Source organism: Azotobacter beijerinckii (genome assembly GCF_900110885.1).
GTDB classification, from domain to species: domain Bacteria; phylum Pseudomonadota; class Gammaproteobacteria; order Pseudomonadales; family Pseudomonadaceae; genus Azotobacter; species Azotobacter beijerinckii.
Window position 1 is genome coordinate 49,190 of record NZ_FOFJ01000011.1, and the last position, 25,605, is coordinate 74,794.

General features: G+C 69.6%; 28 protein-coding genes. 11 read left to right on the plus strand and 17 right to left on the minus strand.

Annotation, left to right across the window (positions count from 1 at the left end; all coding sequences use genetic code 11):
* Positions 1–107: 107 nt before the first annotated feature.
* Positions 108–971 carry a DMT family transporter gene (locus tag BMY22_RS07875; protein WP_167363710.1) on the plus strand — a complete coding sequence of 288 codons (864 nt, stop codon included), beginning with the start codon at positions 108–110 and terminating at the stop codon, positions 969–971.
* A gap of 31 nt (positions 972–1,002) precedes the next feature.
* On the opposite strand, the gene BMY22_RS07880 is transcribed toward BMY22_RS07875, so the two are convergent.
* The 7 genes from BMY22_RS07880 to BMY22_RS07910 form a co-directional block, all read right to left on the minus strand.
* On the minus strand, positions 1,003–1,452 hold the full coding sequence (locus tag BMY22_RS07880; protein ID WP_090620962.1) for a tellurite resistance TerB family protein: 450 nt from the start codon (positions 1,450–1,452) through the stop codon (positions 1,003–1,005).
* A gap of 204 nt (positions 1,453–1,656) precedes the next feature.
* A complete protein-coding gene (locus tag BMY22_RS07885) occupies positions 1,657–2,145 on the minus strand; it encodes a YMGG-like glycine zipper-containing protein (RefSeq protein WP_090620964.1) in 489 nt (162 codons plus the stop codon).
* Between the two features lie 280 nt (positions 2,146–2,425).
* A complete protein-coding gene (locus tag BMY22_RS07890; protein ID WP_090620965.1) occupies positions 2,426–3,373 on the minus strand; it encodes a lysylphosphatidylglycerol synthase transmembrane domain-containing protein in 948 nt (315 codons plus the stop codon).
* Positions 3,374–3,794: 421 nt separating this feature from the next.
* The gene (gene ureC, locus BMY22_RS07895; RefSeq protein ID WP_090620967.1) at positions 3,795–5,495 is read right to left on the minus strand and encodes an urease subunit alpha; all 1,701 of its coding nucleotides are present in this window, start codon (positions 5,493–5,495) and stop codon (positions 3,795–3,797) included.
* Positions 5,496–5,592: 97 nt separating this feature from the next.
* Positions 5,593–5,898: an urease subunit beta gene (locus tag BMY22_RS07900; protein WP_090620968.1), complete on the minus strand. Its 306-nt coding sequence runs from the start codon at positions 5,896–5,898 to the stop codon at positions 5,593–5,595.
* Between the two features lie 10 nt (positions 5,899–5,908).
* The gene (gene ureA, locus BMY22_RS07905) at positions 5,909–6,211 is read right to left on the minus strand and encodes an urease subunit gamma (protein ID WP_090620970.1); all 303 of its coding nucleotides are present in this window, start codon (positions 6,209–6,211) and stop codon (positions 5,909–5,911) included.
* The gene (locus tag BMY22_RS07910) at positions 6,212–7,051 is read right to left on the minus strand and encodes an urease accessory protein UreD (protein WP_090620972.1); all 840 of its coding nucleotides are present in this window, start codon (positions 7,049–7,051) and stop codon (positions 6,212–6,214) included.
* Between the two features lie 174 nt (positions 7,052–7,225).
* On the opposite strand from BMY22_RS07910, the gene BMY22_RS07915 reads away from it, so the two are divergent.
* The 3 genes from BMY22_RS07915 to BMY22_RS07925 all read left to right on the plus strand — a co-directional run bounded on the left by BMY22_RS07915 (position 7,226) and on the right by BMY22_RS07925 (position 10,222).
* Positions 7,226–8,620: an ethanolamine ammonia-lyase subunit EutB gene (locus tag BMY22_RS07915; RefSeq protein WP_090620974.1), complete on the plus strand. Its 1,395-nt coding sequence runs from the start codon at positions 7,226–7,228 to the stop codon at positions 8,618–8,620.
* A 95-nt stretch (positions 8,621–8,715) separates the two neighbouring features.
* A complete protein-coding gene (gene eutC / locus BMY22_RS07920) occupies positions 8,716–9,528 on the plus strand; it encodes an ethanolamine ammonia-lyase subunit EutC (RefSeq protein WP_090620976.1) in 813 nt (270 codons plus the stop codon).
* Positions 9,529–9,589: 61 nt separating this feature from the next.
* Positions 9,590–10,222, plus strand: coding sequence for a pseudouridine synthase (locus BMY22_RS07925; RefSeq protein WP_090620977.1), 633 nt, complete (start codon positions 9,590–9,592; stop codon positions 10,220–10,222).
* 33 nt (positions 10,223–10,255) lie between these two features.
* Here the strand turns inward: BMY22_RS07925 and BMY22_RS07930 are convergent, their stop codons facing one another.
* The 5 genes from BMY22_RS07930 to BMY22_RS07950 all read right to left on the minus strand — a co-directional run bounded on the left by BMY22_RS07930 (position 10,256) and on the right by BMY22_RS07950 (position 13,911).
* Positions 10,256–11,074 carry an FkbM family methyltransferase gene (locus tag BMY22_RS07930; protein WP_090620979.1) on the minus strand — a complete coding sequence of 273 codons (819 nt, stop codon included), beginning with the start codon at positions 11,072–11,074 and terminating at the stop codon, positions 10,256–10,258.
* Between the two features lie 384 nt (positions 11,075–11,458).
* Positions 11,459–11,662 carry a DUF2788 domain-containing protein gene (locus BMY22_RS07935; RefSeq protein ID WP_090620980.1) on the minus strand — a complete coding sequence of 68 codons (204 nt, stop codon included), beginning with the start codon at positions 11,660–11,662 and terminating at the stop codon, positions 11,459–11,461.
* A gap of 60 nt (positions 11,663–11,722) precedes the next feature.
* The gene (locus BMY22_RS07940; RefSeq protein WP_090620982.1) at positions 11,723–12,202 is read right to left on the minus strand and encodes an Lrp/AsnC family transcriptional regulator; all 480 of its coding nucleotides are present in this window, start codon (positions 12,200–12,202) and stop codon (positions 11,723–11,725) included.
* Positions 12,203–12,533: 331 nt separating this feature from the next.
* Positions 12,534–13,424, minus strand: a complete 891-nt coding sequence (locus tag BMY22_RS07945; RefSeq protein ID WP_090620983.1) for a cation diffusion facilitator family transporter — start codon at positions 13,422–13,424, stop codon at positions 12,534–12,536.
* 67 nt (positions 13,425–13,491) lie between these two features.
* Positions 13,492–13,911, minus strand: coding sequence for a polyribonucleotide nucleotidyltransferase (locus BMY22_RS07950; RefSeq protein WP_090620985.1), 420 nt, complete (start codon positions 13,909–13,911; stop codon positions 13,492–13,494).
* Positions 13,912–14,017: 106 nt separating this feature from the next.
* Between BMY22_RS07950 and hrpB the strand changes: the two genes are divergently transcribed.
* The 3 genes from hrpB to BMY22_RS07965 all read left to right on the plus strand — a co-directional run bounded on the left by hrpB (position 14,018) and on the right by BMY22_RS07965 (position 18,955).
* Positions 14,018–16,534, plus strand: coding sequence for an ATP-dependent helicase HrpB (gene hrpB, locus BMY22_RS07955; RefSeq protein ID WP_090620986.1), 2,517 nt, complete (start codon positions 14,018–14,020; stop codon positions 16,532–16,534).
* A gap of 49 nt (positions 16,535–16,583) precedes the next feature.
* On the plus strand, positions 16,584–17,330 hold the full coding sequence (locus BMY22_RS07960) for an SDR family oxidoreductase (RefSeq protein WP_090620988.1): 747 nt from the start codon (positions 16,584–16,586) through the stop codon (positions 17,328–17,330).
* 302 nt (positions 17,331–17,632) lie between these two features.
* Complete coding sequence (locus BMY22_RS07965; RefSeq protein WP_090620989.1) at positions 17,633–18,955, plus strand: DEAD/DEAH box helicase; 1,323 nt, start codon at positions 17,633–17,635, stop codon at positions 18,953–18,955.
* Between the two features lie 34 nt (positions 18,956–18,989).
* Here BMY22_RS07965 and BMY22_RS07970 read toward each other — a convergent pair whose 3' ends face one another.
* Positions 18,990–20,222 carry a TIGR03862 family flavoprotein gene (locus BMY22_RS07970; protein ID WP_090620991.1) on the minus strand — a complete coding sequence of 411 codons (1,233 nt, stop codon included), beginning with the start codon at positions 20,220–20,222 and terminating at the stop codon, positions 18,990–18,992.
* A 58-nt stretch (positions 20,223–20,280) separates the two neighbouring features.
* Positions 20,281–21,201, minus strand: coding sequence for a histone deacetylase family protein (locus BMY22_RS07975; protein WP_090620992.1), 921 nt, complete (start codon positions 21,199–21,201; stop codon positions 20,281–20,283).
* Positions 21,202–21,413: 212 nt separating this feature from the next.
* Between BMY22_RS07975 and bfr the strand changes: the two genes are divergently transcribed.
* On the plus strand, positions 21,414–21,878 hold the full coding sequence (bfr, locus tag BMY22_RS07980; protein WP_090620994.1) for a bacterioferritin: 465 nt from the start codon (positions 21,414–21,416) through the stop codon (positions 21,876–21,878).
* A 65-nt stretch (positions 21,879–21,943) separates the two neighbouring features.
* Here bfr and cueR read toward each other — a convergent pair whose 3' ends face one another.
* A complete protein-coding gene (gene cueR / locus BMY22_RS07985) occupies positions 21,944–22,348 on the minus strand; it encodes a Cu(I)-responsive transcriptional regulator (protein WP_090620995.1) in 405 nt (134 codons plus the stop codon).
* A gap of 119 nt (positions 22,349–22,467) precedes the next feature.
* Between cueR and BMY22_RS07990 the strand changes: the two genes are divergently transcribed.
* The gene (locus tag BMY22_RS07990) at positions 22,468–22,665 is read left to right on the plus strand and encodes a heavy-metal-associated domain-containing protein (RefSeq protein ID WP_090620997.1); all 198 of its coding nucleotides are present in this window, start codon (positions 22,468–22,470) and stop codon (positions 22,663–22,665) included.
* Positions 22,666–22,707: 42 nt separating this feature from the next.
* Here the strand turns inward: BMY22_RS07990 and BMY22_RS07995 are convergent, their stop codons facing one another.
* Positions 22,708–23,346: a TetR family transcriptional regulator gene (locus tag BMY22_RS07995; RefSeq protein WP_090621063.1), complete on the minus strand. Its 639-nt coding sequence runs from the start codon at positions 23,344–23,346 to the stop codon at positions 22,708–22,710.
* Positions 23,347–23,615: 269 nt separating this feature from the next.
* Here BMY22_RS07995 and BMY22_RS08000 point away from each other — a divergent pair, with 269 nt between their 5' ends.
* A complete protein-coding gene (locus tag BMY22_RS08000) occupies positions 23,616–24,806 on the plus strand; it encodes a multidrug effflux MFS transporter (RefSeq protein WP_090620999.1) in 1,191 nt (396 codons plus the stop codon).
* A gap of 25 nt (positions 24,807–24,831) precedes the next feature.
* On the opposite strand, the gene BMY22_RS24305 is transcribed toward BMY22_RS08000, so the two are convergent.
* The gene (locus tag BMY22_RS24305; RefSeq protein ID WP_090621001.1) at positions 24,832–24,996 is read right to left on the minus strand and encodes a hypothetical protein; all 165 of its coding nucleotides are present in this window, start codon (positions 24,994–24,996) and stop codon (positions 24,832–24,834) included.
* A gap of 339 nt (positions 24,997–25,335) precedes the next feature.
* Between BMY22_RS24305 and BMY22_RS08010 the strand changes: the two genes are divergently transcribed.
* Positions 25,336–25,602 carry a PepSY domain-containing protein gene (locus tag BMY22_RS08010; protein WP_090621002.1) on the plus strand — a complete coding sequence of 89 codons (267 nt, stop codon included), beginning with the start codon at positions 25,336–25,338 and terminating at the stop codon, positions 25,600–25,602.
* Positions 25,603–25,605 lie beyond the last annotated feature (3 nt).

A 25,605-nucleotide genomic window follows, 5' to 3' on the forward strand; every position in this document is an offset into this window, starting at 1 on the left:
CGAGGCAGCGCTGTCTGTTCCGGCGTTTTTGCGCTTGATGCTTATCGAGAATAACGCTTAGGCTGCTTTCATTCCCCGCCGACCCTTTCCCTGCCGAGGGCTCCTCCTTGAACACCGCTTCCCATCCGTTTCACGGGATACTGCTGATTCTCGCCGCCGGACTGATCCTGGCCAGTCACGACGGCATCGCCAAGTACCTAGCCCTGGGCCATCCGCTGATCCTGGTGATCTGGGGCCGCTATCTGTCGCAGAGCGTCGTGATGCTGCTGCTGTTCGGACCGCGCCGGGGGCTGGACATCGTCCGCACCGAGCGCCCTGTGCTGCAACTGGTGCGCGGGCTGTGCCTGGTCGCGGTCAGCCTGCTGTTCGTCTCCGGGTTGCGCCATATCCCGATCGGCGAGGCGACCGCAGTGCTGTTCCTGGCGCCGCTGTTCATCACCGGGCTGTCGGCGACGCTGCTGCGCGAGCGGGTCAGCGCCGGGCAGTGGGGAGCGGTGGTCCTCGGCATGCTGGGAGTGCTGGCCATCGTGCGGCCGGGCGGCGCGCTGTTCACTCCGGCGGCGCTGCTGCCGCTGGGCGCGGCCCTCTGCCTGGCGGTCTTCATGCTGCTCACCCGGCGTCTCAGCGAAACCGACGATCCGGTGACCTGCAACTTCCTCTCCAGCCTGGTCGGTTCCCTGCTGATGAGCCTGCTGGTGCCGTTCTACTGGGAGACGCCCGACCTGCACGACGGCCTGTTGCTCTCCGGGGTGGGCGGCGTGGCGATGTGCGGGCACCTGTTGCTGAGCCATGCGTACCGCTACGCCAGCGCCGCGACCCTGGCGCCCTTCACCTACTCGCAGCTGGTCTTCGCCGTGCTGGTCGGCGGCATCGCCTTCGGCCACATGCCGGACGGCGTTGCCCTGCTGGGCATCGCCGTGCTCATCGCCAGCGGGGTGCTGTCGGTGTGGGTACAGCGGCGGGCGGCCTGACCGCTCGCCACTGCCTTCCGGCGCGGGAGGGTCAGAGTCCGAAGTCGTCCGGGCTCAGACCCAGTTCGGCGCAGATGGTCCGGCAGACGGCACGTTCGCTTTCGTCGAACTCGCCGTCGGAGTTGCCGATCGCGCAGCAGACGCGCACCAGCAGGCGGGCGGCGTCGTCCTTGCCGCGCAGCTTGCAGACCGTGCGCAGCGCCTCGGCGCGGCCGATCTCGGCGTCGAATTCGAACTTGAGGCAGATGTCGGTGAAGGCCTTGATGACGTCCTGGAGATCGAACACCTTCAGTTCGTTCGAGTTCTGGATGAAGCCGATCATCTTCTGCTTTTCGCGGCTGTTGATGTCGCCATCGGCTGCTGCCACCAGGGCACAGCCGGCGACCACCGCCTCCATGAACTCGCGGTTGCGGAACTTGCTCACCTCGAGGGCGAGTTTTTCCCGTGCCGCGGTCGCGTTGTTTTTCAGCCAGTCGAGCATTGGATTCTCCTGATTCAAGTGTTCCCGGGGTCGGCGGGCGACTATCGTCGATCCGCATCCGTTTGACCAGTGCCGTGCCCGGGCGGCGTCCGCGCCGCGGCACTGCAGCCCGCGCCGGGCGGGGCGCCCGGCGCATGCAATGGATATGTATCCGGATTTTGGCGTTTCAAGGGCTGCGCCCGCTTCGGCGGCGGCCGTGCCGAATCAGGGGGCGATCGAGTAGCCGCGGGCGCTCATGCAGTTGGCATAGGCCTGCTGCGCGTTGGCGTTGTTCTGCTCGTTGCTCTGCTCCTCCTTGCGGTCCGCACGGCGCTCCTGGCGCTGCTGGGAAGCCCCGACCGCCGCGCCGGCGGCGGCCGTCTGGCGGGCCTGTTCCTGCCGGTATTCCTGCTTGGCTTCGTCGCTGGCCTGGTCGTAGAGTTCCTCGTGCTGCTTGCCGCGCACCTGGGCGGCGGCCGCACCGGCCACGGCGCCCTTCGCCGCACCGCGCGCCCGCCCGCCGGTGTGGGACTCCTCGCTCGTGGCGGGCGTGCTCGCCTGGGTACCGGCCTGGGACTGGCAGGCGGCGGTGTCCGCCTGGATCTGCTCGGGGGTCTGGCCCTTCAGGGGAATCACGGTCGCGGCCTGGGCGTCGAGCAGCGCGCTGGCCAGCAGCAGTCCCGCGAAGACGTGTGCGGCAGTGAGTCGGGGCATGGGGCAGTCCTCCAGAGGTTCGCCGGGGCGTGGCGCTCCCTCCAGTCTGGACCAGCCCCGGCGCTCCTGCACGGCGCCGGCGCGTCGCCCTTCGGAAGAGAAAATAGCGCGGCGAGTGGCAGCACTCGGCGGGTTCGCCCCCGCGCAGCTGGCCGGCGGCCTTAGCCTGCCTGGTAGTGCCGCGGGGCGACTTCGATCCGCGGGGGCCGTTGTGGATCAGGTGCTTGTTCTGCAGCCCGAGCCGCTCCGGTATCCCGGTGACGGCACCCGTCAGGTCGACTCAACTGTCGCCGACGGTGTTGCGGCGGGCCTGCCACTGGCTCCATTCGAAGCCCAGCACCACCAGCAGCGACAGGACGAAGGGTATCAGCAGGTAGAAGCCGCGGAAGACGAGCAGTGCGGCCAGCACGTCCGCCGGATCGAGTTCCGGCAGGGCGGCGAGGAAGGTCACCTCGAGCACGCCGAGGCCGCCGGGGGCGTGCGACAGCAGGGCCAGGGAGAAGGAGGCGAGGAACACGCCGAGCACTGTCAGGTAGCCGGGGCTGCTTTCCGCCGGCAGGGCGAAATAGATGATCGCGGCGGCGCAGAGCAGCTCCAGCGGTCCGGCGAGCAACTGGCGGCCGACGATCGGCAGGCTCGGGTACTCGATGTGCAGCTTGCCCAGGGTCCAGGGCTTGAACTGGCGCCAGGAACCGAGCACGTAGAGGGCCACCAGCGACAGCAGGGCGCTGCCGATGGTCACCGAGAGCGGCGGCGGGATCTCGACCAGGCGCTGGATCAGCGAGGGCTGCAGCACCAGCACGCAGCCGCCGGTCAGCAGGGTGCCGAGGGCGAAGGTCAAGGAGCAGAAGACGATGAGGATGCCGATCTCGTGGGGCGACAGGCCCTTGGTGCGGTAGGCGCGGTAGCGCACCATGGCGCCGGAGAACACCGAGGCGCCGATGTTGTGGGCCAGGGCGTAGGTGGTGAAGGAGCAGAGGGTGATGAAGCGCCAGGGGATGCGCTTGCCCAGGTGGGCGATGGCGATACGGTCATACCAGGCCAGCGCCCAGTAGGCGCCGCAGGTGGCCGTCGAAGCCATCAGCCAGCCACTGGCGGGGATCGCCCGCAGGCTGTCGGCGATATCCGCCAGGGAAATGTTGCGCAGCTCGCGGTAGAGCAGGAAGCAGGACAGCACCACTGCTCCGAGACCGATCAGCGTCCAGATGAGATCGCTTCGTTTTTTCAAGGGGATGGCTCCTTAATGCTTTCGGCAGCCGTCCCATACGACGCCTTTTTTTATGGTTATTGTGCGGCCAGCTTAACGCATGGCGCCGCGCAGTATCCCGAAGCCGACGACGGGGCTCAACCCATCTGCTCGTCATGGGCGTTACCGGACGTGTCATGTCCAGGCCGGGGGCCGTGGAGCGCCGACATCCCGCTCGACAGGCGACCACGGGCATGGCGCGCGTACCGGCCCGGGAGCCCTGCCGAGCCTCTGGGCCGGTCTGCTCCAAGTGCCCTTCAGCCATGTCCGGATCGTCAGCGCCACCCCGCGTGGAGTGGCGCTGTGCTTTCGGCCGTCGGCCCGCTCGGACCCTGCTCGGCAGGGCGATTGTCGCGGCCAGCGATGATAGCAATAAGCCTTTACCGGAGGGCTGGCCGAGAGGTTAGAAGAGGAAGTAGCGCTGCGCCAGCGGCAGCACCTCGGCCGGTTCGCACCAGAGCAGCTGGCCGTCGGCCTTGACCTGGTAGGTCTGCGGGTCGACCTCGATCTGCGGGGTGGCGTCGTTGTGGATCAGATCCTTTTTCTGCAGGTTGCGGCAGCCCTTGACCACGCCGATCTTCTTTTTCAGCCCGAGCTGCTCCGGCACCCCGGCGGCCAGCGCCGCCTGGCTGACGAAGGTGAGGCTGGTGGCATGGCGCGCGCCGGCGAAGCTGGCGAACATCGGCCGGTAGTGGACCGGCTGCGGGGTGGGGATCGAGGCGTTGGCGTCGCCCATCAGGCTCGCGGCGATGGCGCCGCCCTTGAGGATCAAGGACGGCTTGACGCCGAAGAACGCCGGGCGCCAGAGCACCAGGTCGGCCCACTTGCCGACCTCCACCGAGCCCACCTCGTGGCTGATGCCGTGGGTGATCGCCGGGTTGATGCTGTACTTGGCGACGTAGCGCTTGACCCGGAAGTTGTCGTGGCCGGCGCCGTCCTCGGGCAGCGGGCCGCGCTGCCTCTTCATCTTGTCGGCGGTCTGCCAGGTGCGGACGATCACCTCGCCGACCCGGCCCATGGCCTGGCTGTCGGAGCTGATCATGCTGAAGGCGCCGAGGTCGTGGAGGATGTCCTCGGCGGCGATGGTCTCGCGGCGGATGCGCGATTCGGCGAAGGCCACGTCCTCGGCGATGCTCGGGTCGAGGTGGTGGCAGACCATCAGCATGTCGAGGTGCTCGTCGATGGTGTTCTTGGTGAACGGCCGGGTCGGGTTGGTCGAGCTGGGCAGTACGTTGGGGAAGCCGCAGGCCTTGATGATGTCCGGCGCGTGGCCGCCGCCGGCGCCCTCGGTGTGATAGGTGTGGATGGTGCGGCCCTTGAAGGCGGCCAGGGTGGTCTCGACGAAGCCGGACTCGTTGAGGGTGTCGGTGTGGATCGCCACCTGCACGTCGTACTGGTCGGCGACGGACAGGCAGTTGTCGATGGCCGCCGGGGTGGTGCCCCAGTCTTCGTGGAGCTTGAGGCCGATGGCGCCGGCCTCGATCTGCTCGATCAGCGGCTGCGGCAGGCTGGCGTTGCCCTTGCCGGTGAAGCCGAGGTTCATCGGGAAGGCGTCGGCGGCCTGCAGCATGCGCGCGATGTGCCAGGGACCGGGGGTGACGGTGGTGGCGTTGGTGCCGGTGGCAGGTCCCGTGCCGCCGCCGATCATGGTGGTGATGCCGCTCATCAGCGCCTCTTCGATCTGCTGCGGGCAGATGAAGTGGATGTGGCTGTCGATGCCGCCGGCGGTGAGGATCATCCCCTCGCCGGCGATCACCTCGGTGGCGGCGCCGACGGCGATGGTCACCCCCGGCTGGATGTCCGGGTTGCCGGCCTTGCCGATGGCGGCGATGCGCCCGTTCTTGAGGCCGACGTCGGCCTTGACGATGCCCCAGTGGTCGAGGATCAGCGCGTTGGTGATCAGGGTGTCGACCACCTCGGCGGCACACCGCTGACCCTGGCCCATGCCGTCGCGGATCACCTTGCCGCCGCCGAACTTCACTTCCTCGCCGTAGACGGTGAAGTCCATCTCCACCTCGATCCACAGGTCGGTGTCGGCCAGGCGCACCCGGTCGCCGACCGTGGGGCCGAACATGTCGGCGTAGGCTTGTCTGCTGATCTTCATCCGATTTCCTTTTCCGTAGGGTGGGCAACGCTTCGTTTGCCCGCCGATGAACATGAAAGGTGGAAAAGCCTGCGGCGTTTTCCACCCGACCCATGCCTCAGAGCTCGCCCATCACCCGTCCGGCGAAGCCGTAGACGCGGCGCAGGCCGGCCAACTCGACCAGCTCGACCTCGCGACTCTGCCCCGGCTCGAAGCGCACCGCGGTGCCGGCCGGGATGTTCAGGCGCATGCCGCGGGCCTGGGCGCGGTCGAAGAGCAGGGCGTCGTTGGTCTCGAAGAAGTGGTAGTGGGAGCCGACCTGGATCGGCCGGTCGCCGCTGTTGGCCACGGACAGGGCGAGGGTGCGGCGGCCGGCATTGAGTTCGATCTCGCCGTCCTGGATCTGGTATTCGCCGGGGATCATCGCGGGTTCCTCATGCGATCGGTTGGTGCACGGTCACCAGCTTGGTGCCGTCGGGGAAGGTGGCTTCGATCTGGATCTCCGGGATCATCTCCGGCACGCCCTCCATCACCTGCTCGCGGGTCAGCAGGGTGGTGCCGGCGTGCATCAGCTCGGCCACCGTGCGGCCGTCGCGGGCGCCTTCGAGCAGGGCGGCGGAGAGGTAGGCCACGGCTTCCGGATAGTTGAGCTTGAGGCCGCGGGCCAGGCGCCGCTCGGCCACCAGGCCGGCGGTGAAGATCAGCAGCTTGTCTTTCTCGCGGGGCGTCAGATCCATTCAGGTGCTCCAGATGCGGGGGGGAAGGGCGTCGCGGCCGAGCAGGGCGGGGCGCAGCAGACGCCAGAGGTCGATCAGCCAGGCCCGGGCGTGCAGCGCCTGGTCGGCCAGGCAGCGGCCGACCAAGAGATTCGGCAGTTGGGTGAGGTCGCCGCGCACCCGGGCGGGCAGTTCGCGGCAGCGCGCCAGCAGCGCGGCGTCGATCTCGCCGGTGACCAGGAGGGTGGCGAACACCGGCGCGCCGTCCAGGCCGATCGGCGAGTCGAGCAGGCCGTCGCCGCCGTCCAGGCGCTGGCGCTCGTGCCAGAGCAGGCGGCCGTCGCGGTGGATGTCCAGGGCGGCGCGGTAGCGGCCGGCGGCGAAGCGCTCGCCGCTGGCCGGGCGGCCGAGGGCGACGATGTCCCAGTAGCACAGCCGGGCGTCGCCCTCCAGTTCGATCCGTGTGTCCAGCTCGGCCTGGGCAGCGGAGTAGACGATGCTTTCCTGGGGCAGCCATTCCAGGGTGGCGCCGGCCGCCACGCGCAGCCGCAGCCGCTGCGTGGCCGGCGCGGCGGCGCGGTACCACTTGGCCGCGCCGGGGCTGGTCAGCTGCGCCCAGGCACCGGCGCCGACCTCGGCGGCGATCTCCAGGCGGTCGCCGCCGGCGATGCCGCCCGGCGGATGGACGAGGATGTGCTGGCAGACCTGCGGCCCTTCCGGGTAGAGGTGCTTCTGCACCCGCAGCGGCCCCGCGTGGCGGCGCCGCACCGGGCGCGTGGCATCGCCGGCGCGGGCATAGGCGAGGTCCAGCTCGGCGTGCCAGGCGGGGCTGAACGGGGCGGGGGCCGTGGGCGCGTTCATCGGGGGTCTGCCGTGGTCGTTGAGCGGCCAGTGTAGCGTGGCGCCGAGAGCCGCTCTAGGCTGCCGGGGTAGGCCGGCGGCCGCGGCTCTGCTTCAATGGCGCCGGGGCGTCCCGTCGGGGCGAGGGGCGCGCGAAGGTTTCCGCACACGACCTTTTTCCGGGAGGGGATTCCCATGAGCGGTTTTGCCCATGCCGTCGGCGGCCAGACCTGGCGCTTCGGCAGTCTTCGCGAACTGCTGGCCAAGGCCAGCCCGGCGCGCTCCGGCGACTACCTGGCCGGGGTGGCGGCAGAGAGCGACGCCGAACGGGTGGCGGCGCAGATGGCGCTGGCCGAGGTGCCGCTCGGGCACTTCCTGAACGAGGCGGTGATCCCCTACGAGGCGGACGAGGTCACCCGGCTGATCCTCGACGGCCACGACGCCGCGGCCTTCGCCCCGGTGGCCCATCTCACCGTCGGCGGCCTGCGCGACTGGCTGCTCGGCCCTGAGGCTGACGAGGCCGGTCTGCGCGCCCTGGCGCCGGGGCTGACCCCGGAGATGGCCGCCGCGGTGTCCAAGCTGATGCGCGTCCAGGATCTGGTGCTGGTGGCGCAGAAGATCCGCGTGGAGACGCGCTTTCGCAACAGCCTCGGGCAGCGCGGACGGCTCTCCACCCGCCTGCAGCCCAACCATCCCACCGACGACCCGGCGGGCATCGCCGCCAGCGTGCTCGACGGGCTGCTCTACGGCAACGGCGACGCGGTGATTGGCGTCAACCCGGCCAGCGACAGCCTGGAAGCGATCGGCGAACTCTTGAAGATGCTCGACGCGGTGATCCAGCGCTACCAGATTCCCACCCAGGCCTGCGTGCTCACCCACGTCACCTCGTCGATCGCCGCCATCGAACGCGGCCTGCCGGTCGACCTGGTGTTCCAGTCGATCGCCGGCACCCAGGCGGCCAACGCCAGCTTCGGCATCGACCTCGCAGTGCTGCGCGAGGGGTACGAAGCCGGCCTCAGCCTCAAGCGCGGCAGCCTCGGCGACAACCTCATGTACTTCGAGACCGGCCAGGGCAGCGCGCTGTCGGCCAACGCCCACCACGGCGTCGACCAGCAGACCTGCGAGGCGCGCGCCTACGGCGTGGCGCGGCGCTTCCGGCCGCTGCTGGTGAACACCGTGGTCGGCTTCATCGGCCCGGAATACCTCTACAACGGCAAGCAGATCATCCGCGCCGGGCTCGAGGACCACTTCTGCGGCAAGCTGCTCGGCCTGCCGATGGGCTGCGACATCTGCTACACCAACCACGCCGAGGCCGACCAGGACGACATGGACATGCTGCTGACCCTGCTCGGCGTGGCCGGGGTCAACTTCATCATGGGCGTGCCCGGCTCCGACGACGTGATGCTCAACTACCAGAGCACCTCCTTCCACGACGCCCTCTACGCCCGGCAGAGCCTCGGCCTGCGCGCCGCGCCGGAGTTCGAGGCGTGGCTCGCGCGGATGGGCATCCTGCGCCAGGACGGCGGCCGGCTGATCCTCGGCGACGAGCTGCCGGCCGCCTTCCGCCCGGCGCTGGCGCGGCTGTCCTGAGCCGCTTGCCCTGTAGGAGCGGATTTATCCGCGATATTCCGCTGGATCGCGGATAAATCCGTTCCAACAAGAGCCACCTAGTTCCGAGGTTTCCGATGTCCGACAGATCCCCCACCACCGAAAACCCCTGGCAGCAACTGCGCCGCCTGACCCCGGCGCGCATCGCCCTCGGCCGCGCCGGCGCCAGCCTGCCGACCGCGGCGCACCTGGCCTTCCAATTCGCCCATGCCCAGGCGCGCGACGCCGTGCACCTGCCGTTCGAGCCCGCCGCCCTGCAGGACGGGCTGCACCGGCGCGGCCTCGACAGCCTGCTGCTGCACAGCGCCGCCCGCGACCGCGACACCTACCTGCAGCGCCCCGACCTGGGCCGTCGGTTGCAGGCCGATTCCGCCAACCGGCTGCGCGAGCAGCGGGCCGCGCACGGCGGCGGCCGGGACCTGGCCGTCGTTGTCGCCGACGGCCTGTCGGCGCTGGCCGTGCAGCGCCACGCCCTGCCGCTGCTCGACTGCCTGCTGGAGCGGCTGCCGGCCGAGGGCTGGTCGCTGGCGCCGGTCAGCCTGGTCGAGCAGGGCCGGGTGGCGGTGGCCGACGAGATCGGCGAACTGCTCGGCGCGCGGATGACGGTCATCCTCATCGGCGAGCGCCCCGGTCTCAGCTCGCCGGACAGCCTGGGCCTGTACTTCACCTTCGCGCCGCGCATCGGTCTCACCGACGCCGCGCGCAACTGCATCTCCAACGTGCGCCCGGAGGGTCTGAACTACGCGATGGCCGCCCACAAGCTGCTCTACCTGATGGGCGAGGCCAGCCGCCGCCGGCTCTCGGGGGTGGCGCTCAAGGACGAGGCCGAAGTGCCGCGGCTGGACGGCGCCGCCTCGGGGCCGGGCAACTTCCTGCTCGGCGAGGGCTGAGGCTTGCCGCAAGGAGGGGGCGCCCCTAGCATGGGCGCCCCTTTTTGCCGGTGAACCCTCCATGGCCCGCCCAGTCCGTCCCGCACCCCGCCGGCCCGCCGGCCAGGCGCCCGCCCGCCGTCCGGGGCCGCCCACGGCGCCGCCGGTCGCGCCGCGGCTGATCCTGTTCAACAAGCCGTTCGACGTGCTCACCCAGTTCAGCGGCGGCGACGGGCGGGCGACCCTCAAGGACTTCATCCCGGTCCCCGGCGTCTATCCGGCCGGGCGCCTGGACCGCGACAGCGAGGGCCTGCTGCTGTTGACCAGCGACGGCCGCCTGCAGGCGCGCATCGCCGATCCCAGGCACAAGCTGGCCAAGACCTACTGGGTGCAGGTCGAGGGCGAGCCGGACGAGGAGCAGCTCCAGCGCCTGCGCGAAGGGGTGACGCTCAACGACGGCCCGACCCTGCCGGCCGAGGCGCGCCGGCTCCCCGAGCCCGAACTCTGGCCGCGCGATCCGCCGGTGCGTTTTCGCAAGAGCGTGCCGACCGCCTGGCTGGAGCTGACCATCCGCGAGGGGCGCAACCGCCAGGTGCGGCGCATGACCGCCGCGGTCGGCCTGCCGACCCTGCGCCTGGTGCGGGTGCGCATTGGCCCCTGGAGCCTGGAAGGGCTGGCGCCGGGGGAGTGGAAGGAAGTGCCAGCGCGGTTGTGAGGGGAAGGGACCCTGTTGCCAGTGGGCAGATAATCATTCCCGCATGGCGTGCGTGTCGTACCAACTGTCATAGTTGAAAGCACGGCGAAGCAGGCGAAGCACGGGTGTGCGCTTGATAACTTTCGATGGGAGGCTATGGACGCCGATCGTCTTGTATTGAATGAATATCGGCACATAGGCGCGTATTGCTTGCCTTTTGGTCAGCCACACACCATCGAGGCTATCGCCAAAAGGTCCTGAGGCGCCTTCTTCAAAGGTGTGGCTGATCAACTCCCCGTTGCGGTTTCTGAAATTTCCGTCCGGGTGTTTTTTTTGGTTTACGAGCTTGAACTTTGTATAGCCGAGACTTTCAAGCGTATTGAATTCATTCAATAAATCAGACCAGGAAGTCATCGTCGACTCCAGGGATATGTATTTGGGGCGGTACGCCATGTTTTTGAGGGCATTGACGCAGCGCATATCGGCACCTTCTATGTCGATTTTCAGGTAATGAGGGCAGCCGTACGTGGCGACAATGTCGGAAAAGCGGATGCTTTCAACTTTTATCTCTTCCGATTCTGCGTTGAGCGCCTTGTTTCTCCTGGCCCACTCGGGGTCTGCTGTTCCCCAGACGGATTTTTTCTTGTTGACGAAGAAGCTTATCGTGCCCTCCGTATCGGCAATGGCTTTATTGATCAATACAAAGCTGCCGTCGCCAATCTCTTTGCTGAATCTTTCTTTCAGGTGATCGGCAAGTGCCGGGTTGGCTTCAATGGCTACTACTCGATAGCCGAGCTTGAAGTAAAAATCGCTGTCCTCTCCCTTGTGTGCGCCTACATCGAAAATCAAGTCGGTTGGTTCGGCTTCAGTCATGGCATCGCTCTCTTGTTGGCAATGACTTGTTCAAACGCGTGCTTGTAGCGTTGGTGTGTTATCCGCTATCGCGGCAATGGCAGTACATGACAAGGCAACTGCAAGGCGTGTCGTAGTGAGAACCGTTGCGCCGGCCTGTTTCACACACCGACATTTTGGCGTTTACAGCAGGGCTTCCCAAAAGGTCGTTATTGACCCTAGCACTGGCTGACCATTTTGGGAGGCCATACTGACGTCCGGGAAAGTCGGGGGCCTACGCCCCATTGACCACGCCGAAGCCTGGACGGCCTGGCGCCGGGGGAGTGGCGGGAGGTGTCGGCGCGGCTGCGCAAGGAGCGGGCCGCGAAGCCGCTTCGGGCGGCGTCCGCGAAACCCCGGGGACCGTCAGAACCCTTCCAGGCTGCCGATCACCAGGGTCTTGATGACGAAGCCGAGCACGCCCAGGCCGAGGGCGAGGAACAGGATCATGGTGCCGAAACGGCCGGCGTTGGACTTGCGCGCCAGGTCCCAGACGATGAACGCCATGAACAGGATGAGGCCGCCGACCAGGCCGATCATCATCCACTCTTCGAACACTGCGGGATCCACTGCGATCCTCCTGCGGGGCTTACGGAGAAGGCCGACGAGTATAACGGAGTCGGCTTCGCCTCAGGGGCGCAGGTGCTCCAGCGGCAGTTCGGTGCTCGACTGCACCTGGCGCAGGACGAAGCTCGAGCGCACGCTGGAAACCCCGTCGATGCGGGTCAGGGTGCCGAGCAGGAACTGCTGGTAGCTGTCCATGTCCGGCACCACTACCTTCAACTGGTAGTCGGCGTCCATCCCGGTGACCAGGCTGCACTCCAGCACCTCCGGGCACTTGCCGATCACCGCCTCGAAATGCTCGAAGCGCTCGGGGGTGTGCCGGTCCATGCCGATCAGCACGTAGGCGGTGAGGGTCAGGCCGAGCCGCTTGCGGTCGAGCAGGGCCACCAGGCGCAGGATGTAGCCGTCGTCCTCGAGCTGCTTGACCCGCCGCGAGCAGGGCGAAGGCGACAGACCGATGCGTTCGGCCAGCTCCTGGTTGGACAGGCGGGCGTCGTGCTGCAGTTCGGCGAGGATGCGCAGGTCGTAGCGGTCGAGTTTGCCCATGGCGGATGGCTCTGTGTGGATGGATTGCTGGTTATCTTGCTTTCCTGACGAATGATTGCGCAAGTCATGCTTTGCTGGGCAATGTTCGCAATCCTCTGCCGGATTCGCAGGTTTATTCTTTTTCCAACTTCGAGGCCCGGACATCTGGTCCATCCGGAGCGCCCAACCAGGCACTCCGGCGCCGCGCGATCCCACCGGATCGCGTCGGCACCCGGGCTCGCGGCGCCCAACCAGGCGCGCGGGAAGACGGCGACAGGCTCGCCGGCAGCGGACGAAACGAAAAAGGAGGGAAGGCCGCGGGCCTTCCCTCCTTTTTCGTTTGCGCGTCGTTTCAGTGGAGTTCGCCTACCGCCTGCGGCGGATCGGTATGCACCAGTACCTCGGCGCGGGGGAATTCCGCATGGATCGCCCGCTCCACCGCCTCGGTGCGCTGGTGGGCCTCGCTCAGCGTCATCTCGCCGGGCAGCCGCACGTGCAGTTGGACGAACCAGCGGGTGCCCGAGATGCGGGTGCGCAGGTCGTGCACGTCGATCACTTCCGGCACCGCGCCGGCCAGTGCGGCGATCCGCTCGCGCACCTCCGGCGACAGTTCGGTGTCCATCAGCACCGTCACCGCTTCGCGGGCGATCTGCAGGGCGCTCCACAGGATGTAGCCGGCGATGCCGAGGCCGAACAGCGCGTCCAGCTCGCCGAAGCCGAACTGGGCGAGCAGCAGGGCGAGCAGGATGCTGGCGTTGAGCAGCAGGTCGGAGCGGTAGTGCAGCGAGTCGGCGCGGATCGCCGTGGAGCCGGTCACTCGCACCACGTGGCGCTGGAACAGCAGCAGGGCGGCGGTGGCCGCGAGCGACAGCAGGATTACGGCGATCCCCAGGAGCTGCGCGTGGATCGGCTGCGGATGGAGCAGGCGGTCGACGGCCTGCACGCTGACCAGGAGGGCGCTGACGCCGATGAACACCGCCTGGCCGAGACCGGCCAGCGCCTCGGCCTTGCCGTGGCCGTAGCGATGGTCGTCGTCCGCCGGGCGCAGCGAGTAGTGCACCGCCAGCAGGTTGATCAGCGAGGCGGCGCCGTCGAGCAGCGAGTCGGTCAGGCCGGCGAGCAGGCTGACCGAACCGCTCAGCCACCAGACGATCGCCTTGGCCAGCGCCAGGCCGACGGCGACTGCCAGGGCGGCAGCGCTGGCCTGGCGCATCAGGCGGGCATGTTCCTGTGGGGTACTCATCGGTAGCGGGTCTTTGCTGGAGAGGGAAAACGGGGCGGCATGATAGCAAGGCGCAGCCGCCGTGGAATCAGGCGGCCGGGCCCAGGCCGAGGGCGGCGAGCTGGTCGGGGCCAGCCTCGCGCGGCAGCGCGCGCAATTCGCCGGCCGGCAGGGGCCGGCCGGTTTCCCGCTCGATCAGCGTCCTGAGCCGCGCCGGGTCGACGCGTCCGTCGGCACCGAGGGTTTCGCGCAGGGTTTGCGGGGCCACCGAGTGGCGCTCGCCCGGCGGCAGGTAGATGGCGCCGGTGGTGAAGTCGACGGCGAAGGCGACCACCCCGGGGATGATGAAAAAGAGCAGGCCGATGGCGTCCAGGCCGGCGACCAGGTAGTCGATCTGGCCGTCGATCTGGCCGCGCCGGTCGGGGAAGAAGAGGCTGCCGCAGGCGCCCAGCTGGGTAGTCAGGGCGACGGCCAGCAGGCCGCCCAGAATGCGGGTCCGGGTGTGCATGAAAAGGTCCTGGTGGGAGTCCTTGGCAACTATAGCAAGGCCTTCGTGACAGGCGTCCACGGGCGGCGGCCGGCCCTATAATCGGCGCCCTGCCGTGGAGTGTCCGATGAATCCGCTACCCATAGACGCCGTCCTGCCCGCCCTGCGCGAGGCCCTCTCCCTGCGCCACGAAGCCGTGCTGGAGGCGCCGCCCGGCGCCGGCAAGACCACCCGCGTGCCGCTCGCCCTGCTCGACGAGCCCTGGCTCGCCGGGCAGCGCATCCTGATGCTCGAGCCGCGCCGGCTGGCCGCGCGGGCGGCGGCCGAGCGCCTGGCCAGCGAACTGGGCGAGCCGGTCGGCGAGACGGTCGGCTACCGCATCCGCCTGGACAGCAAGGTCGGCCCGCGCACCCGCATCGAGGTGGTCACCGAAGGCATCCTCACCCGCCGCCTGCAGGACGACCCGGCGCTGGAGGGCGTCGGCCTGGTGATCTTCGACGAGTTCCACGAGCGCAGCCTGGACGCCGACCTGGCCCTGGCGCTGACCCTCAACGGCCGCGCCCTGCTGCGCGACACGCCGCTGCGGGTGCTGCCGATGTCCGCCACCCTGGAGGGCGAGCGGCTCGCCGCGCTGCTGGACGATGCGCCGGTGGTGCGCAGCGAGGGGCGCATGTTCCCGGTGGCGGTCCGCTGGGGGCGGCCGTTCCAGTCCGGCGAGCGGCTCGAGCCGCGGGTCCTGCAGACCGTGCTGCAGGCGCTCGACGAGGAGGGCGGCAGCCTGCTGGTGTTCCTCCCCGGCCAGGCGGAGATCCGCCGCCTCCACGAGCAGCTGTCCGAGGCGCTGGCGGGGCGCAGCGAGATTCTGCTCTGCCCGCTGCACGGCGAGCTGGACCTGAGCGCCCAGCGTGCCGCCATCGAGCCGGCGCCGGCCGGCCAGCGCAAGGTCGTGCTGGCCACCAACATCGCCGAGACCAGCCTGACCATCGACGGTGTGCGCGTGGTGGTCGACGCGGGCCTGGCGCGGGTGCCGCGCTTCGACCCCGGCAGCGGCATGACCCGCCTGGACACCCAGCGCATCTCCCGCGCCTCGGCGACCCAGCGCGCCGGCCGCGCCGGGCGCCTGCAGCCGGGGGTGTGCTACCGGCTGTGGTCGCAGGCGCAGCACGAGCAGCTCGCCGCCCACGACGGCGCGGAAATCCTGGCGGCCGATCTCGCCGGGCTCGCCCTGCAACTGGCGCGCTGGGGCGTCGCGCCTGCCGAACTCGCCTGGCTCGATGCGCCGCCGGCGGCTGCCTTCGCCCAGGCCCGCGAGCTGCTGGCGCGGCTCGGCGCGTTCAACCCCAACGGCAGCCTGAGCAGCCACGGCCAGGCCATGGCGATGCTGCCGGCGCACCCGCGGATCGCCCATCTTTTGCTGCGCGGCCAGGCGCTGGGCCTCGGCGCGCTGGCCTGCGACGTCGCCGCGCTGCTCGGCGAGCGCGACATCCTGCGCGGCGCTGGCGCCGACCTGCACAGCCGGCTGGCCCTGCTCGGCGGCGCGGAGCGGGCCGGGCGCGGCGCCCAGGGCGGCGTGCAGCGCGCCCGCCAGCTGGCTCGCCAGTATCGCGGGTTGCTGCCGAAGGGCACGCAGGAGGCGGTCGCCGATCCCGGACATCCGCGCTGGCTGGGGGCGCTGCTGGCCTTCGCCTACCCGGACCGCATCGCTTGCCAGCGCCGTTCCGGCGGTGGCGAATACCGCCTGGCCAACGGCCGCGCCGCGCAGTTCGCGGAAGCCGATGCGCTGATGAAGCACGAATGGCTGGTGGTCGCCGAGCTGGGCAGCCGCCAGGGTCAGCGCGAGGAGCGCATCTACTTGGCCGCCGAGCTCGATCCGGCGTTGTTCGAGACGGTGCTTGCCGAACAGCTGACGATCCGCGACGAGCTGGACTGGGACGAGCGCGAGGGTGTGCTGCGTGCCGAGCGCCAGCGGCGGATCGGCGAGCTGGTGCTGGAGCGCCAGGCGTTGCCGGAACTCGACGAGGCGGCGCGCAGCCGGGCGCTGGTCGCCCTGGTGCGGCGCAAGGGCCTGGAGCTGCTGCCCTGGAGCCCGGAGCTGCGCCAGTGGCAGGCGCGGGTGGCGCTGCTGCGCCGCCTCGACCTGGCGGAAAGGGGCGAAAGCGACTGGCCGGACCTGTCCGACGCGGCTCTGCTGGCGAGCCTCGAGAACTGGCTGGCGCCGTACCTCGGGCGGGTCTCGCGGCTCAGCCACTTCGCCGCCCTCGACCTGCCCGGCATCCTCGCCGGCCTGTTGCCTTGGCCGCTGCCGCAACGCCTCGACGAGCTGGCGCCGACCGCCATCGCCGTGCCGTCCGGCTCGCGCATCCGCCTCGACTACGCCGAGGAGCCGCCGGTGCTCGCCGTGCGCCTGCAGGAGCTGTTCGGCCTGGCCGCGACGCCGCGCATCGCCGGCGGCCGGCTGGCGGTCAAGCTGCACCTGCTGTCGCCGGCGCGCCGGCCGGTGCAGGTCACCCAGGATCTGGCGAGTTTCTGGGCCAATACCTACGCCGAGGTGAAGAAGGACCTCAAGGGCCGCTACCCCAAGCACTACTGGCCGGACGATCCGCTGATCGCCGAACCCACCGCCCGGGCCAAGCCGCGAAAGTAGCGGCGCCCGCTGGTCTATGCTGGAGGGGGCCGCGACCGGGAGGGTCGGTATGTATCGCAAGCTTCTCGCCAGCCGGGTGTTCGAGCGCCAGGTGGCGCTGATCAGCGGCGGCTGCTCCGGCGTCGGCCGGACGCTGGCGACGCGCCTGGCGCAGGCCGGTGCGCCGCTGGCGCTGCTCGATCTCGACCCGTCGGCGCTGGAGGGCCTGGTCGAGCACCTGGTCGACCACCACAACGCCGAGGTGCTCGGGTTGCCCTGCGACGTCACCGACGCGCAAGCGGTGGAGCGCGCGGTGGCGCTGCTCGGCGAGCGCTTCGGCGGCATCGACCTGCTGGTCTGCTGCGCCGCCGTCGGTCATCGCGGCGCCGTCCTGGACTGCGATCCCGAGGCATTCCGGCAGGTCATGGCGGTCAACTTCTTCGGCGCCCTGCACTGTGCCCGGGCGGCGCTGCCCAGTCTGCTCGCGCGGCGTGGGCAGATCGTTGCCTTCGGCGCGCCGCCCGCCTTTTCCCCGCCGCGGCCCGGTCACGGCGCCGAGGTCGCCAGCCGGCAGGCCCTGCACGGGCTGTTCGAGACGCTGCGCCGGGAGATCGCGGCGGACGGGGTCAACGTGATGCTGGTCTGCCCCGGTACCGTTGCCGGCGATCCGGACGGCGAGGTCCCGTCCGACGACGACACGCCCTCGGCGCAGGAGATCGCCGAGGCGATCTTCCAGGGTGCGCTGCGCCGCCGCCACCTGCTGGTGCCGTCCGGCGCCGGCTGGCGCACCCGGCTGCTGGCACGACTCGCACCCTAGCCGTTCCCGCCGGAGGCAGCTGGGCGGTGCCGCCCGGTTCAAGCGGGGACCGGTCGTCCGGTCCCAGGCCGGGGCGGCGGGTGGAGAAGGGTGGGGAGTCTTGTGCCGGAGGGCAGGAAAGGATATGAACATGCGCGCCCGCTAAGACCCCGTGCCCGATGTCGGCCGGGCCGTGGTGTAATCCCTTCGTTGCATTGTCAGATGCGGTCTTTTTCGTCCGGTGCCGTTCTGTTTGCCCGCTTTTTAAGCAACCCTGCAAAGTTTGCGGGTAAAATGGCGCCTTTACATTCTGGTGGCCTGCCATGACCTTCGCCTCCCTCGGCCTGATCGAACCTCTTTTGCGGACCCTGCCCGTACTCGGTTATATCCTGCCAACGCCGGTGCAGCGCCAGGCAATTCCCTCCCTGCTCACCGGTCGCGACCTGCTGGTGGCGGCGCAGACCGGCAGCGGCAAGACCGCCGGTTTCGCCCTGCCGGTGCTGCAGCGGCTGACCCTGGAAGGCCCGCCGGTCGCCGCCAACTCGGTGCGCGCGCTGGTGCTGGTGCCGACCCGCGAGCTGGCCGAGCAGGTCCACGGGACTTTCCGCGCCTGTGGCATGGAGCTGCCGCTGCGTACCGCGGTGGCCTACGGCGGGGTGAGCATCAATCCGCAGATGATGATGCTGCGCCCGGGCCTCGACGTGCTGGTGGCCACCCCCGGCCGGCTGCTCGACCTGCACCGGCAGAACGCCGTGCGCTTCGACCAGCTGCGGATTCTCGTGCTCGACGAAGCCGACCGCATGCTCGACCTGGGCTTCGCCCGCGAGCTGGACGAGCTCTTCGCCCTGCTGCCGAAGCAGCGCCAGACCCTGCTGTGCTCGGCGACCTTCTCCGACTCGATCCGCCAGATCGCCGCCGGCCTGCTGCGCGATCCGTTGTCGATCGAGATCAGCGCGCCCAATTCGGCGGCGCCGAGCGTCGAGCAGTGGCTGATTCCGGTGGACAAGAAGCGCAAGGTCGAGCTGTTCCTGCACCTGCTGGAGCGCGAGCGCTGGGAGCAGGTGCTGGTGTTCTCGCGGACCCGCAAGGGCGTTGAGCGGCTGGCCGAGGAGCTGCAGCAGCGCGGCTACCGGGCCGGCGCGATCCACGGCGACCTGCCGCAGCCGGCGCGCCTGCGCGCCCTCGAGCAGTTCAAGGCCGGCGAGCTGCAGGTGCTGGTGGCCACCGACGTGGCGTCCCGCGGGCTGGACATCCAGGGCCTGCCGCTGGTGGTCAACCTCGACCTGCCAGTCGCCCCCGAGTACTACGTGCACCGCATCGGCCGCACCGGCCGGGCCGGCGCCACGGGCGAGGCGATCTCGCTGGTCTGCGCCGACGAGGTCGAGCAACTGGCCGCCATCGAGATGCTGATCCGCGAGTTGCTGCCGCGCCACGAGGAGCCCGAGTTCAGCCCCGAGCACCGGGTGCCGGAAACCGCCCTGGGCGGGGCGATCCTGAAGAAGCCGAAAAAGCCCAAGCAGAAGCTGATCCCCGGCGCCGGCGCGAAGGGCCGGATCCATCTCGGCAATCTGCTCGACGACCCCCGGCCGGAGGTGGAGGCGGTGCGCCAGATGCCCAACCTGGGCGCACCTTCGAAGAAGAAGTAGGCCGGGTGAAACCCGGCGCGCGTGCGCCGGAGTTCTACCTCCGCTCCAGCCAGCGCAGCATGCCGCGGGCGGCGGCCTGGCCGCTGGCCAGGCAGGCGGTGAGCAGGTAGCCGCCGGTGGGCGCCTCCCAGTCGAGCATCTCGCCGGCGCAGAAGGTTCCCGGCACGCCGCGCAGCATCAGGTTTTCGTCCAGTGCTTCGAAGGGCACCCCGCCGGCGCTGCTGATCGCCTCGTCCAGCGGCCGCGGGCGCACCAGGGTCAGCGGTAGCGCCTTGACCAGTCCGGCCAGCCGCGCCGGTTCGGCGAAGGCCTCGGCCGGCGCCAGTTCGCGCAGCAGGGCGGCCTTGACCCCGTCGATCCCCAGTTGACCGTGCAGGTGCTTGGCCATGGAGCGCGAGCCGCGCGGCTTGGCCAGGGCGGCGAGCACCCTGGCCGGCTCGTGCTGGGGCAGCAGGTCGACGAAGACGGTGGCGCTGCCCTCGCGCTCGATCCGGTCGCGGATCGCTGCCGACAAGGCATAAATGAGGCTGCCCTCGACGCCGCCGGCGGTCAGCACGCATTCGCCGTGGCGCGCCGGCGCATCGCCCAGGCGCAGGCCGACGTGCTTCAGCGGCGCGCCGGCGAAGCGCTCGCGCAGGTGCGCGCTCCAGCCGGCCACCTCGAAGCCGCAGTTGGCCGGGCGCAGGGGCGCGACGTTCACCCCGCGCGCTTCCAGCAACGCCACCCAGACGCCGTCCGAACCGAGCCGCGCCCAGCTGCCGCCGCCCAGGGCGAGCAGGGTGGCGGCGGGCCGCGAGCGGCGTTCGCCCTCCGGGCTGGCCAGGCGCAGGGCGCCGTCGGCATCCCAGCCGAGCCACCGGTGACGGGTATGGATGGCCACCCCGGCCTCGCGCAGGCGGCGCAGCCAGGCGCGCAGCAGCGGTGCGGCCTTCATGTCGGCGGGGAACACCCGCCCGGAGCTGCCGACGAAGGTGTCGATGCCCAGGCCGTGCACCCACTGGCGCAGCGCCTCGGCGTCGAAATCTTCGAGCAGTCGCGCGATTTCGTCGCGCCGCGCGCCGTAGCGGGACAGGAAGGGCTCGCGCGCTTCCGAGTGGGTGATGTTCATCCCGCCGACCCCGGCGAGCAGGAACTTGCGCCCGACCGAGGGCATGCGCTCGTACAGCTCGACCGCGAGGCCCGCCTGGCTGAGTGCCTCGGCGGCCATCAGGCCGGCGGGTCCGCCGCCGACGATGGCGACCGAGGGAGTGGGAGTGGCGTCGGGCATGCTGGCTCCGGGGCGGGAGAGGGGGCGCGCATTCTACTCCGCCGGCGGCGCAGGGGGTTCAGCCGAGGCCCAGTTCCCGCCAGAGGCGCGCCGCGCTGTGGTGGAGGATGCCGTGGCGCCGCGCCAGGGCCGCGTGGTCCGGGTCGTAGCCGCCGCCGATCACGCCGACCACCGGAATTTCGCGCTCCAGGCAGTGGCGCAGCACGGCGCCGTCGCGGGCGGCGAGGCCGGCGTCGGTCAGCTCCAGATAACCGAGGGCGTCGTCCCGGTGCACGTCGACGCCGGCGTCGTAGAGCACGATGTCCGGCTGATACAGCGGCAGCAGATAGTTCAGCGCATCGTCGACCACCTTCAGGTAGTCGGCATCGCCCATGCCGAGCGGCAGGCCGATGTCCCAGTCGCTTTTGGCCTTGCGCGCCGGAAAGTTCTGCTCGCAGTGCAGCGACACGGTGATCGCCTCCGGCGTGTCTTCGAGGATGCGCGCGGTGCCGTCGCCCTGGTGCACGTCGCAGTCGAAGATCAGCACGCGGCCGATCCGTCCGCTCGCCAGCAGGTAGCGGGCGATCACCGCCAGGTCGTTGAAGATGCAGAAGCCCGAGGGGTGGTCGTAGTGGGCGTGGTGGGTGCCGCCGGCGAGGTGGCAGGCCAGGCCGTGTTCGAGGGCCAGTTCGGCGGCCAGCAGCGAGCCGCCCACCGCCAGTACGGTGCGCCGCGCCAGCGCCGGGGTCCAGGGCAGGCCCAGGCGGCGCAGTTCCTCGCGGCTCAGTTCGCCGCTGCAGTAGCGCTCGATGTAGGCCGGGTCGTGGGCCAGGGCGAGAATGTCCGCCGGGCAGGGTTCGGGGCGGCGCAGCTCAGCGTCGACGGTCAGGCCGCTGGCGACCAGGTGGTCGCGCAGCAGGCGGAACTTCTCCATGGGAAAGCGGTGGCCGTCCGGGAAGGGCGGGCTGTACTCGTCGTGGTAGACCAGCGGCAGGGGCATGGCGAAGCTCCGCGGGAGGGACCCGGAGTATCGCCGGCCGGTGCGCTGCGGCTCAAGGTCGCCGGCCGCGGAGATTCCGGCCGCGCGGGTTTCCCCGCCGATCCGGCGGCGCTATGCTGGGAAAAAGTCCGGTGCGATGCCGGACTTGACCAGGGAACGCTCAATGCGGATCCTTGCGCGCTTTTTACCGATAGAGATCCGGGGGAGTTGATATGCAAGGGCAGGCGCAAGTCGTCGATTATCTGAAGGAACTGCTGCGCGGCGAGCTGGCGGCGCGCGACCAGTACATGCTGCACTCGCGGATGTACGCCGACTGGGGCCTGAGCAAGCTCTACGAGCGCCTGGACCACGAGATGCAGGAGGAAACCCAGCACGCCGACGCGCTGCTGCAGCGTCTGCTGTTCCTGCAGGGCACGCCGGACATGAGTCCCGAGCCGATCAATGCGGGGCAGACCGTGCCGGAGATGCTGCGCAACGACCTGGCCCTGGAGTACCACGTGCGCGGCGAGCTGGCCCGCGGCATCACCCTCTGCGAGCAGCTCGGCGACTACGTCACCCGCAACATCCTGCTGGCGCAGCTCAAGGACACCGAGGAAGACCACGCCTACTGGCTGGAGCAGCAGCTTGGCCTGATCGACCGCATCGGTCTGCAGAACTACCTGCAATCGCAGATGTGAATCCCGCTCCGGCCATCGGCCGGAGCTTGGGGCATTTCCCGCAGGGCCGATCGTCAGGACAGACCCTAGCCCCCGCAACGGCCGCCCGACTCCAGTTCCCGGAGGATCGGGCAGTCCGGGCGTTCGTCCCCCCGGCAGTGATCCACCAGCTCCCTGAGGGTGTCGCGCAGGTCGGCGAGTTCGTCGATTCGGCGCTCCAGCGCCGCAATGTGCGCGCTGGCCAGGGCCTTCACCTCGGCGCTGGCGCGCTGGCGGTCCTGCCAGAGGTCGAGCAGCCGGCCGACCTCCTCCAGGGAGAAGCCGAGATCCCGCGCGCGTTTGATGAAGGCGAGCCGCTGCAGGTCGGCCTCGGCGTAGCGGCGATAGCCGTTGTCGCCGCGTCCGGCCGGGACGATCAGGCCGATGGCCTCGTAATGGCGGATCATCCGTGCGGACAGGCCGCTGCGTCTCGCTGCTTGGCCGATGTTCATCGGTGGTGTTCCCCTGCATGCTGCCGATTGGCCGCCGCGCCGGCTCCTCCCGGGGGCTTGACCTTGTCAGGGTGGCAAGCCTGACACTGCGGGCAACCATACTCCAGAGGAGCGTCACGATGCAGAAGTTTCAGGTAAAGGGCATGAGCTGCGGGCACTGCGTGCGGGCCGTCACCCAGGCCGTGCAGGCGCTGGACGCGGCGGCCGAGGTGCAGGTGGACCTGCCCACGGGCGAGGTGCGGGTGGCCAGCGAGCTGTCCGCCGAGCGGCTGATGGCGGCGATCCGCGAGGAGGGTTACGAGGTCGTCGCGGCCTGACGCGCGTACACCGCCGCCCGCTCCCGGCCGGGCGGCCTGGCGTCAGGCGGACGCGCCGTGCCCGGCGATCTGCCAGTCGACGAGCAGGCCGCTGAACAGGGCGTCGATCATCGCCGGCGCCTCCGCCTGGGTGTCGAACAGCGCGGGATCGCGCAAGCGGTCGCTGAGCATGCCGATCAGCGTGGCGTGCAGCAGGCGAGCCGCCAGGCGCGCGCTGATGCCGGGGCGCAGGCGCACCCGCTCGCACCCGAACTGCTCCTCGCTGAGGGCGATGAACTGGTTGATGAAGTCGGTGTGGCGTTCTTCGGCATCGCTCAGTTCGTCGGTGAACTCGCAGCGCAGCAGCAGGATGGTCAGGATGTTGCGTTTCTGCTCGTTGCCGGCCAGGCCGGCCATGATTTCCACGAAGAGATCGCGCAGGTTCTGCAGGGGATGCGTCGCCGTGGGGGCGTTCAGCCGTTCGGCGAGCTTTTCCGGCCGCGGGCGGACCTGGTTGAGCATTTCGTTGAGCAGATGGCTCTTGTTCTGGAAGTGCCAATAGATCGCGCCGCGGGTCACACCGCTGGCGCGGGCGACCTGCTCCAGGCTGGTGTGGGCCACGCCGTTGCGCAGGAACAACTGCTCGGCGGTGGCCAGGATGGTTTCGCGGGTCTTTTCGGCATCGGCCTTGGTTCGGCGCATGGCGTTCTGCATGACGGTCGGTGAGGGGATCGATCGGTCGGCGCCGGACGTCGCCGCCGATCATGGTCGGGCCGGGCGTGTCCAGAGGGGCCGGCCGGTCTGCGGATCAATTGAGTTTATCCCCTTTTGTCCCCGGCGCTTTGTTTACAAACGTATTCGTATGTAACAGCATCGCCAGAGTCCCCGGCGGACGCCGCTGCGCCGTCCGCCTTTCCGGTCCTTCTCCAAGACATTCCGCCGCGTTCCTGCCGCGGAGGGAGTTTGCCAACGTGACGCTACCCCTGCTGCTGATTCTCGGCGCCCTGACGGCCTTCGGACCGCTGGCCATCGATTTCTATCTGCCCAGCTTCCCGGCCCTGGCGGCTGTCTTCGGCACGGAAGTGGAGCGGGTCCAGCTGTCCCTGGCGGCCTATTTCATCGGCATGACCATCGGCCAGCTGGCCTACGGGCCGCTGGCCGACCGTTTCGGCCGGCGCCTGCCGCTGCTCTTCGGGGTTGCCTTGTTCAGCCTGGCCTCGCTGGCCTGTGCGCTGGCCGGCAGCCTCGAGCAGCTGGTGGTGGCGCGCTTCGCCCAGGCCCTCGGCGGCTGTGCCGGCATGGTGGTGGCGCGCACCGTGGTGCGCGATCTGTGCGATCCGCCGACCACGGCGAAGGTGTTCTCCCGGTTGATGCTGGTGATGGGCCTGGCGCCGATCCTCGCGCCCCTGGCCGGGGGGCTGCTGCTCCAGGCTTTCGGCTGGCAGTCGATCTTCGTCTGCCTGACCCTGTTCGGCGCGCTGACCGGCCTGGCGGTGGCCCTGCGGCTGCCGGAAACCCTGGCCTCCGGGACGCCGCGGCCGTCCGTCGGCGACGGTTTCCGGCACTACGCCCGGCTGTTGCGCGACCGGGAGTTTCTGGCCTTCAGCCTGGCCGGCGGGGTGGCCATGGCCGGGATGTTCGCCTACATCGCCGGCTCGCCGTTCATTTTCATCCAGCTCTACGGCGTGCCGGAGGAGCACTACGGCTGGCTGTTCGGCAGCAATGCGGCGGGCTTCATCCTGGTTTCCCAGCTCAACGCCCATGTCTTGCGCTGGCGCGGGCCGGGGTTCTGGCTGCGGCGGGCAGTCTGGCTGCACGCCGCCAGCGCACTGGTCCTGCTGCTGGTGGCGCTGACGCGGCCGGCGGCGCTGTGGCCGCTGCTGCCGCCGCTGTTCGTCTGCATCGCTAGCCTCGGGGCGATCATGCCCAACGCCGCAGCCTGTGCCCTGGCGGCGCAGGGCAGCCAGGCCGGCAGCGCCTCGGCGCTGATGGGCAGCCTGCAATTCGGTGTGGCGGCGCTGGCCTCGGTGCTGGTCGGCGCGCTGCACGACGGCAGCGCGCTGCCCATGGCCCAGGTGATCGGTTTCTGTGCGCTGGCCGCGGCAGGACTCGCCTGGTACAGCGGGCAGCTGGATACACGGGTTCGCCGAGCGGCGGACTGACGGTCGGGAAGGCCCCGGCGCCTGTTCAGCCCAGTGCCTTCGGCCAGGGGTGGGGCGCCTTCAGGCGCGATTCGAGGCGGGCGGCATACTGGCGGGCTTCGCTTTCGGTACGGAAGGGCACGCTGAGCTGCCCCATCTGGACTTTCCAGCAGCCTTGAGGCTTGGCGATCTGTTGCACGATGACTTGCATGGCTTCTCCAGGGAGTACCGGATGCGCAGGCGATGGCGCGGATCTGCAGGGTTCGCCGGCTGTGCGGCGCGCCCCTTCCTCGGTCTTGCGACCCGATAGTGTAGGCCCCCGTTGCCGGAGGTAATGACTCGGGTCAACGCCTTCCGTCGGCACGCGGTACGGTCGTCCGATTTTTCCGCGGCGCTCGGATTTCGAACGCATGTCGCTACACTTGTGCTGAGCTACCCGTGGCCGGCTTGCCGTGCTTTCCGGCCGCACGTACTTCTTCTTAAGGTCGTTTTAAGATTCCGGGAGCAGAATCGCTTCGGCCTTAACCATACACAACATGAGGGATTCATCATGCACAAGATCGTTCTGCTGGGCCTCGCTCTGGCCGCTCCGCTGGCGTTCGCCGGGCCTCAGTGCACCTCGGCCGACAAGGCCCAGTGGCAGGACCAGGCCAAGTTCCAGGAGCAGCTCAAGGCCCAGGGCTACGACATCCAGAAGTTCAAGGTCACCAGCGGCAACTGCTACGAGATCTACGGCCACGACAAGGACAAGCGCAAGGTCGAGATCTACTTCGACCCGGTGAGCGGCAAGCCGGTCAAGGAATCCTTCAAGGACTGAGCC

What these genes read in the sequence shown, in the direction of transcription:
- BMY22_RS07880 (WP_090620962.1), bottom strand. Translation starts at nt 1,452, where the DNA reads ATGCTCGACTGGCTGAAAAACAACGCGACCGCGGCACGGGAAAAACTC.
- BMY22_RS07885 (WP_090620964.1), bottom strand. Translation starts at nt 2,145, where the DNA reads ATGCCCCGACTCACTGCCGCACACGTCTTCGCGGGACTGCTGCTGGCC.
- ureC (WP_090620967.1), bottom strand. Translation starts at nt 5,495, where the DNA reads ATGAAGATCAGCAGACAAGCCTACGCCGACATGTTCGGCCCCACGGTC.
- BMY22_RS07900 (WP_090620968.1), bottom strand. Translation starts at nt 5,898, where the DNA reads ATGATCCCCGGCGAATACCAGATCCAGGACGGCGAGATCGAACTCAAT.
- ureA (WP_090620970.1), bottom strand. Translation starts at nt 6,211, where the DNA reads ATGGATCTGACGCCCCGCGAGAAAGACAAGCTGCTGATCTTCACCGCC.
- BMY22_RS07910 (WP_090620972.1), bottom strand. Translation starts at nt 7,051, where the DNA reads ATGAACGCGCCCACGGCCCCCGCCCCGTTCAGCCCCGCCTGGCACGCC.
- BMY22_RS07915 (WP_090620974.1), top strand. Translation starts at nt 7,226, where the DNA reads ATGAGCGGTTTTGCCCATGCCGTCGGCGGCCAGACCTGGCGCTTCGGC.
- eutC (WP_090620976.1), top strand. Translation starts at nt 8,716, where the DNA reads ATGTCCGACAGATCCCCCACCACCGAAAACCCCTGGCAGCAACTGCGC.
- BMY22_RS07925 (WP_090620977.1), top strand. Translation starts at nt 9,590, where the DNA reads ATGGCCCGCCCAGTCCGTCCCGCACCCCGCCGGCCCGCCGGCCAGGCG.
- BMY22_RS07930 (WP_090620979.1), bottom strand. Translation starts at nt 11,074, where the DNA reads ATGACTGAAGCCGAACCAACCGACTTGATTTTCGATGTAGGCGCACAC.
- BMY22_RS07940 (WP_090620982.1), bottom strand. Translation starts at nt 12,202, where the DNA reads ATGGGCAAACTCGACCGCTACGACCTGCGCATCCTCGCCGAACTGCAG.
- BMY22_RS07945 (WP_090620983.1), bottom strand. Translation starts at nt 13,424, where the DNA reads ATGAGTACCCCACAGGAACATGCCCGCCTGATGCGCCAGGCCAGCGCT.
- BMY22_RS07950 (WP_090620985.1), bottom strand. Translation starts at nt 13,911, where the DNA reads ATGCACACCCGGACCCGCATTCTGGGCGGCCTGCTGGCCGTCGCCCTG.
- hrpB (WP_090620986.1), top strand. Translation starts at nt 14,018, where the DNA reads ATGAATCCGCTACCCATAGACGCCGTCCTGCCCGCCCTGCGCGAGGCC.
- BMY22_RS07960 (WP_090620988.1), top strand. Translation starts at nt 16,584, where the DNA reads ATGTATCGCAAGCTTCTCGCCAGCCGGGTGTTCGAGCGCCAGGTGGCG.
- BMY22_RS07965 (WP_090620989.1), top strand. Translation starts at nt 17,633, where the DNA reads ATGACCTTCGCCTCCCTCGGCCTGATCGAACCTCTTTTGCGGACCCTG.
- BMY22_RS07970 (WP_090620991.1), bottom strand. Translation starts at nt 20,222, where the DNA reads ATGCCCGACGCCACTCCCACTCCCTCGGTCGCCATCGTCGGCGGCGGA.
- BMY22_RS07975 (WP_090620992.1), bottom strand. Translation starts at nt 21,201, where the DNA reads ATGCCCCTGCCGCTGGTCTACCACGACGAGTACAGCCCGCCCTTCCCG.
- bfr (WP_090620994.1), top strand. Translation starts at nt 21,414, where the DNA reads ATGCAAGGGCAGGCGCAAGTCGTCGATTATCTGAAGGAACTGCTGCGC.
- cueR (WP_090620995.1), bottom strand. Translation starts at nt 22,348, where the DNA reads ATGAACATCGGCCAAGCAGCGAGACGCAGCGGCCTGTCCGCACGGATG.
- BMY22_RS07990 (WP_090620997.1), top strand. Translation starts at nt 22,468, where the DNA reads ATGCAGAAGTTTCAGGTAAAGGGCATGAGCTGCGGGCACTGCGTGCGG.
- BMY22_RS07995 (WP_090621063.1), bottom strand. Translation starts at nt 23,346, where the DNA reads ATGCGCCGAACCAAGGCCGATGCCGAAAAGACCCGCGAAACCATCCTG.
- BMY22_RS24305 (WP_090621001.1), bottom strand. Translation starts at nt 24,996, where the DNA reads ATGCAAGTCATCGTGCAACAGATCGCCAAGCCTCAAGGCTGCTGGAAA.
- BMY22_RS08010 (WP_090621002.1), top strand. Translation starts at nt 25,336, where the DNA reads ATGCACAAGATCGTTCTGCTGGGCCTCGCTCTGGCCGCTCCGCTGGCG.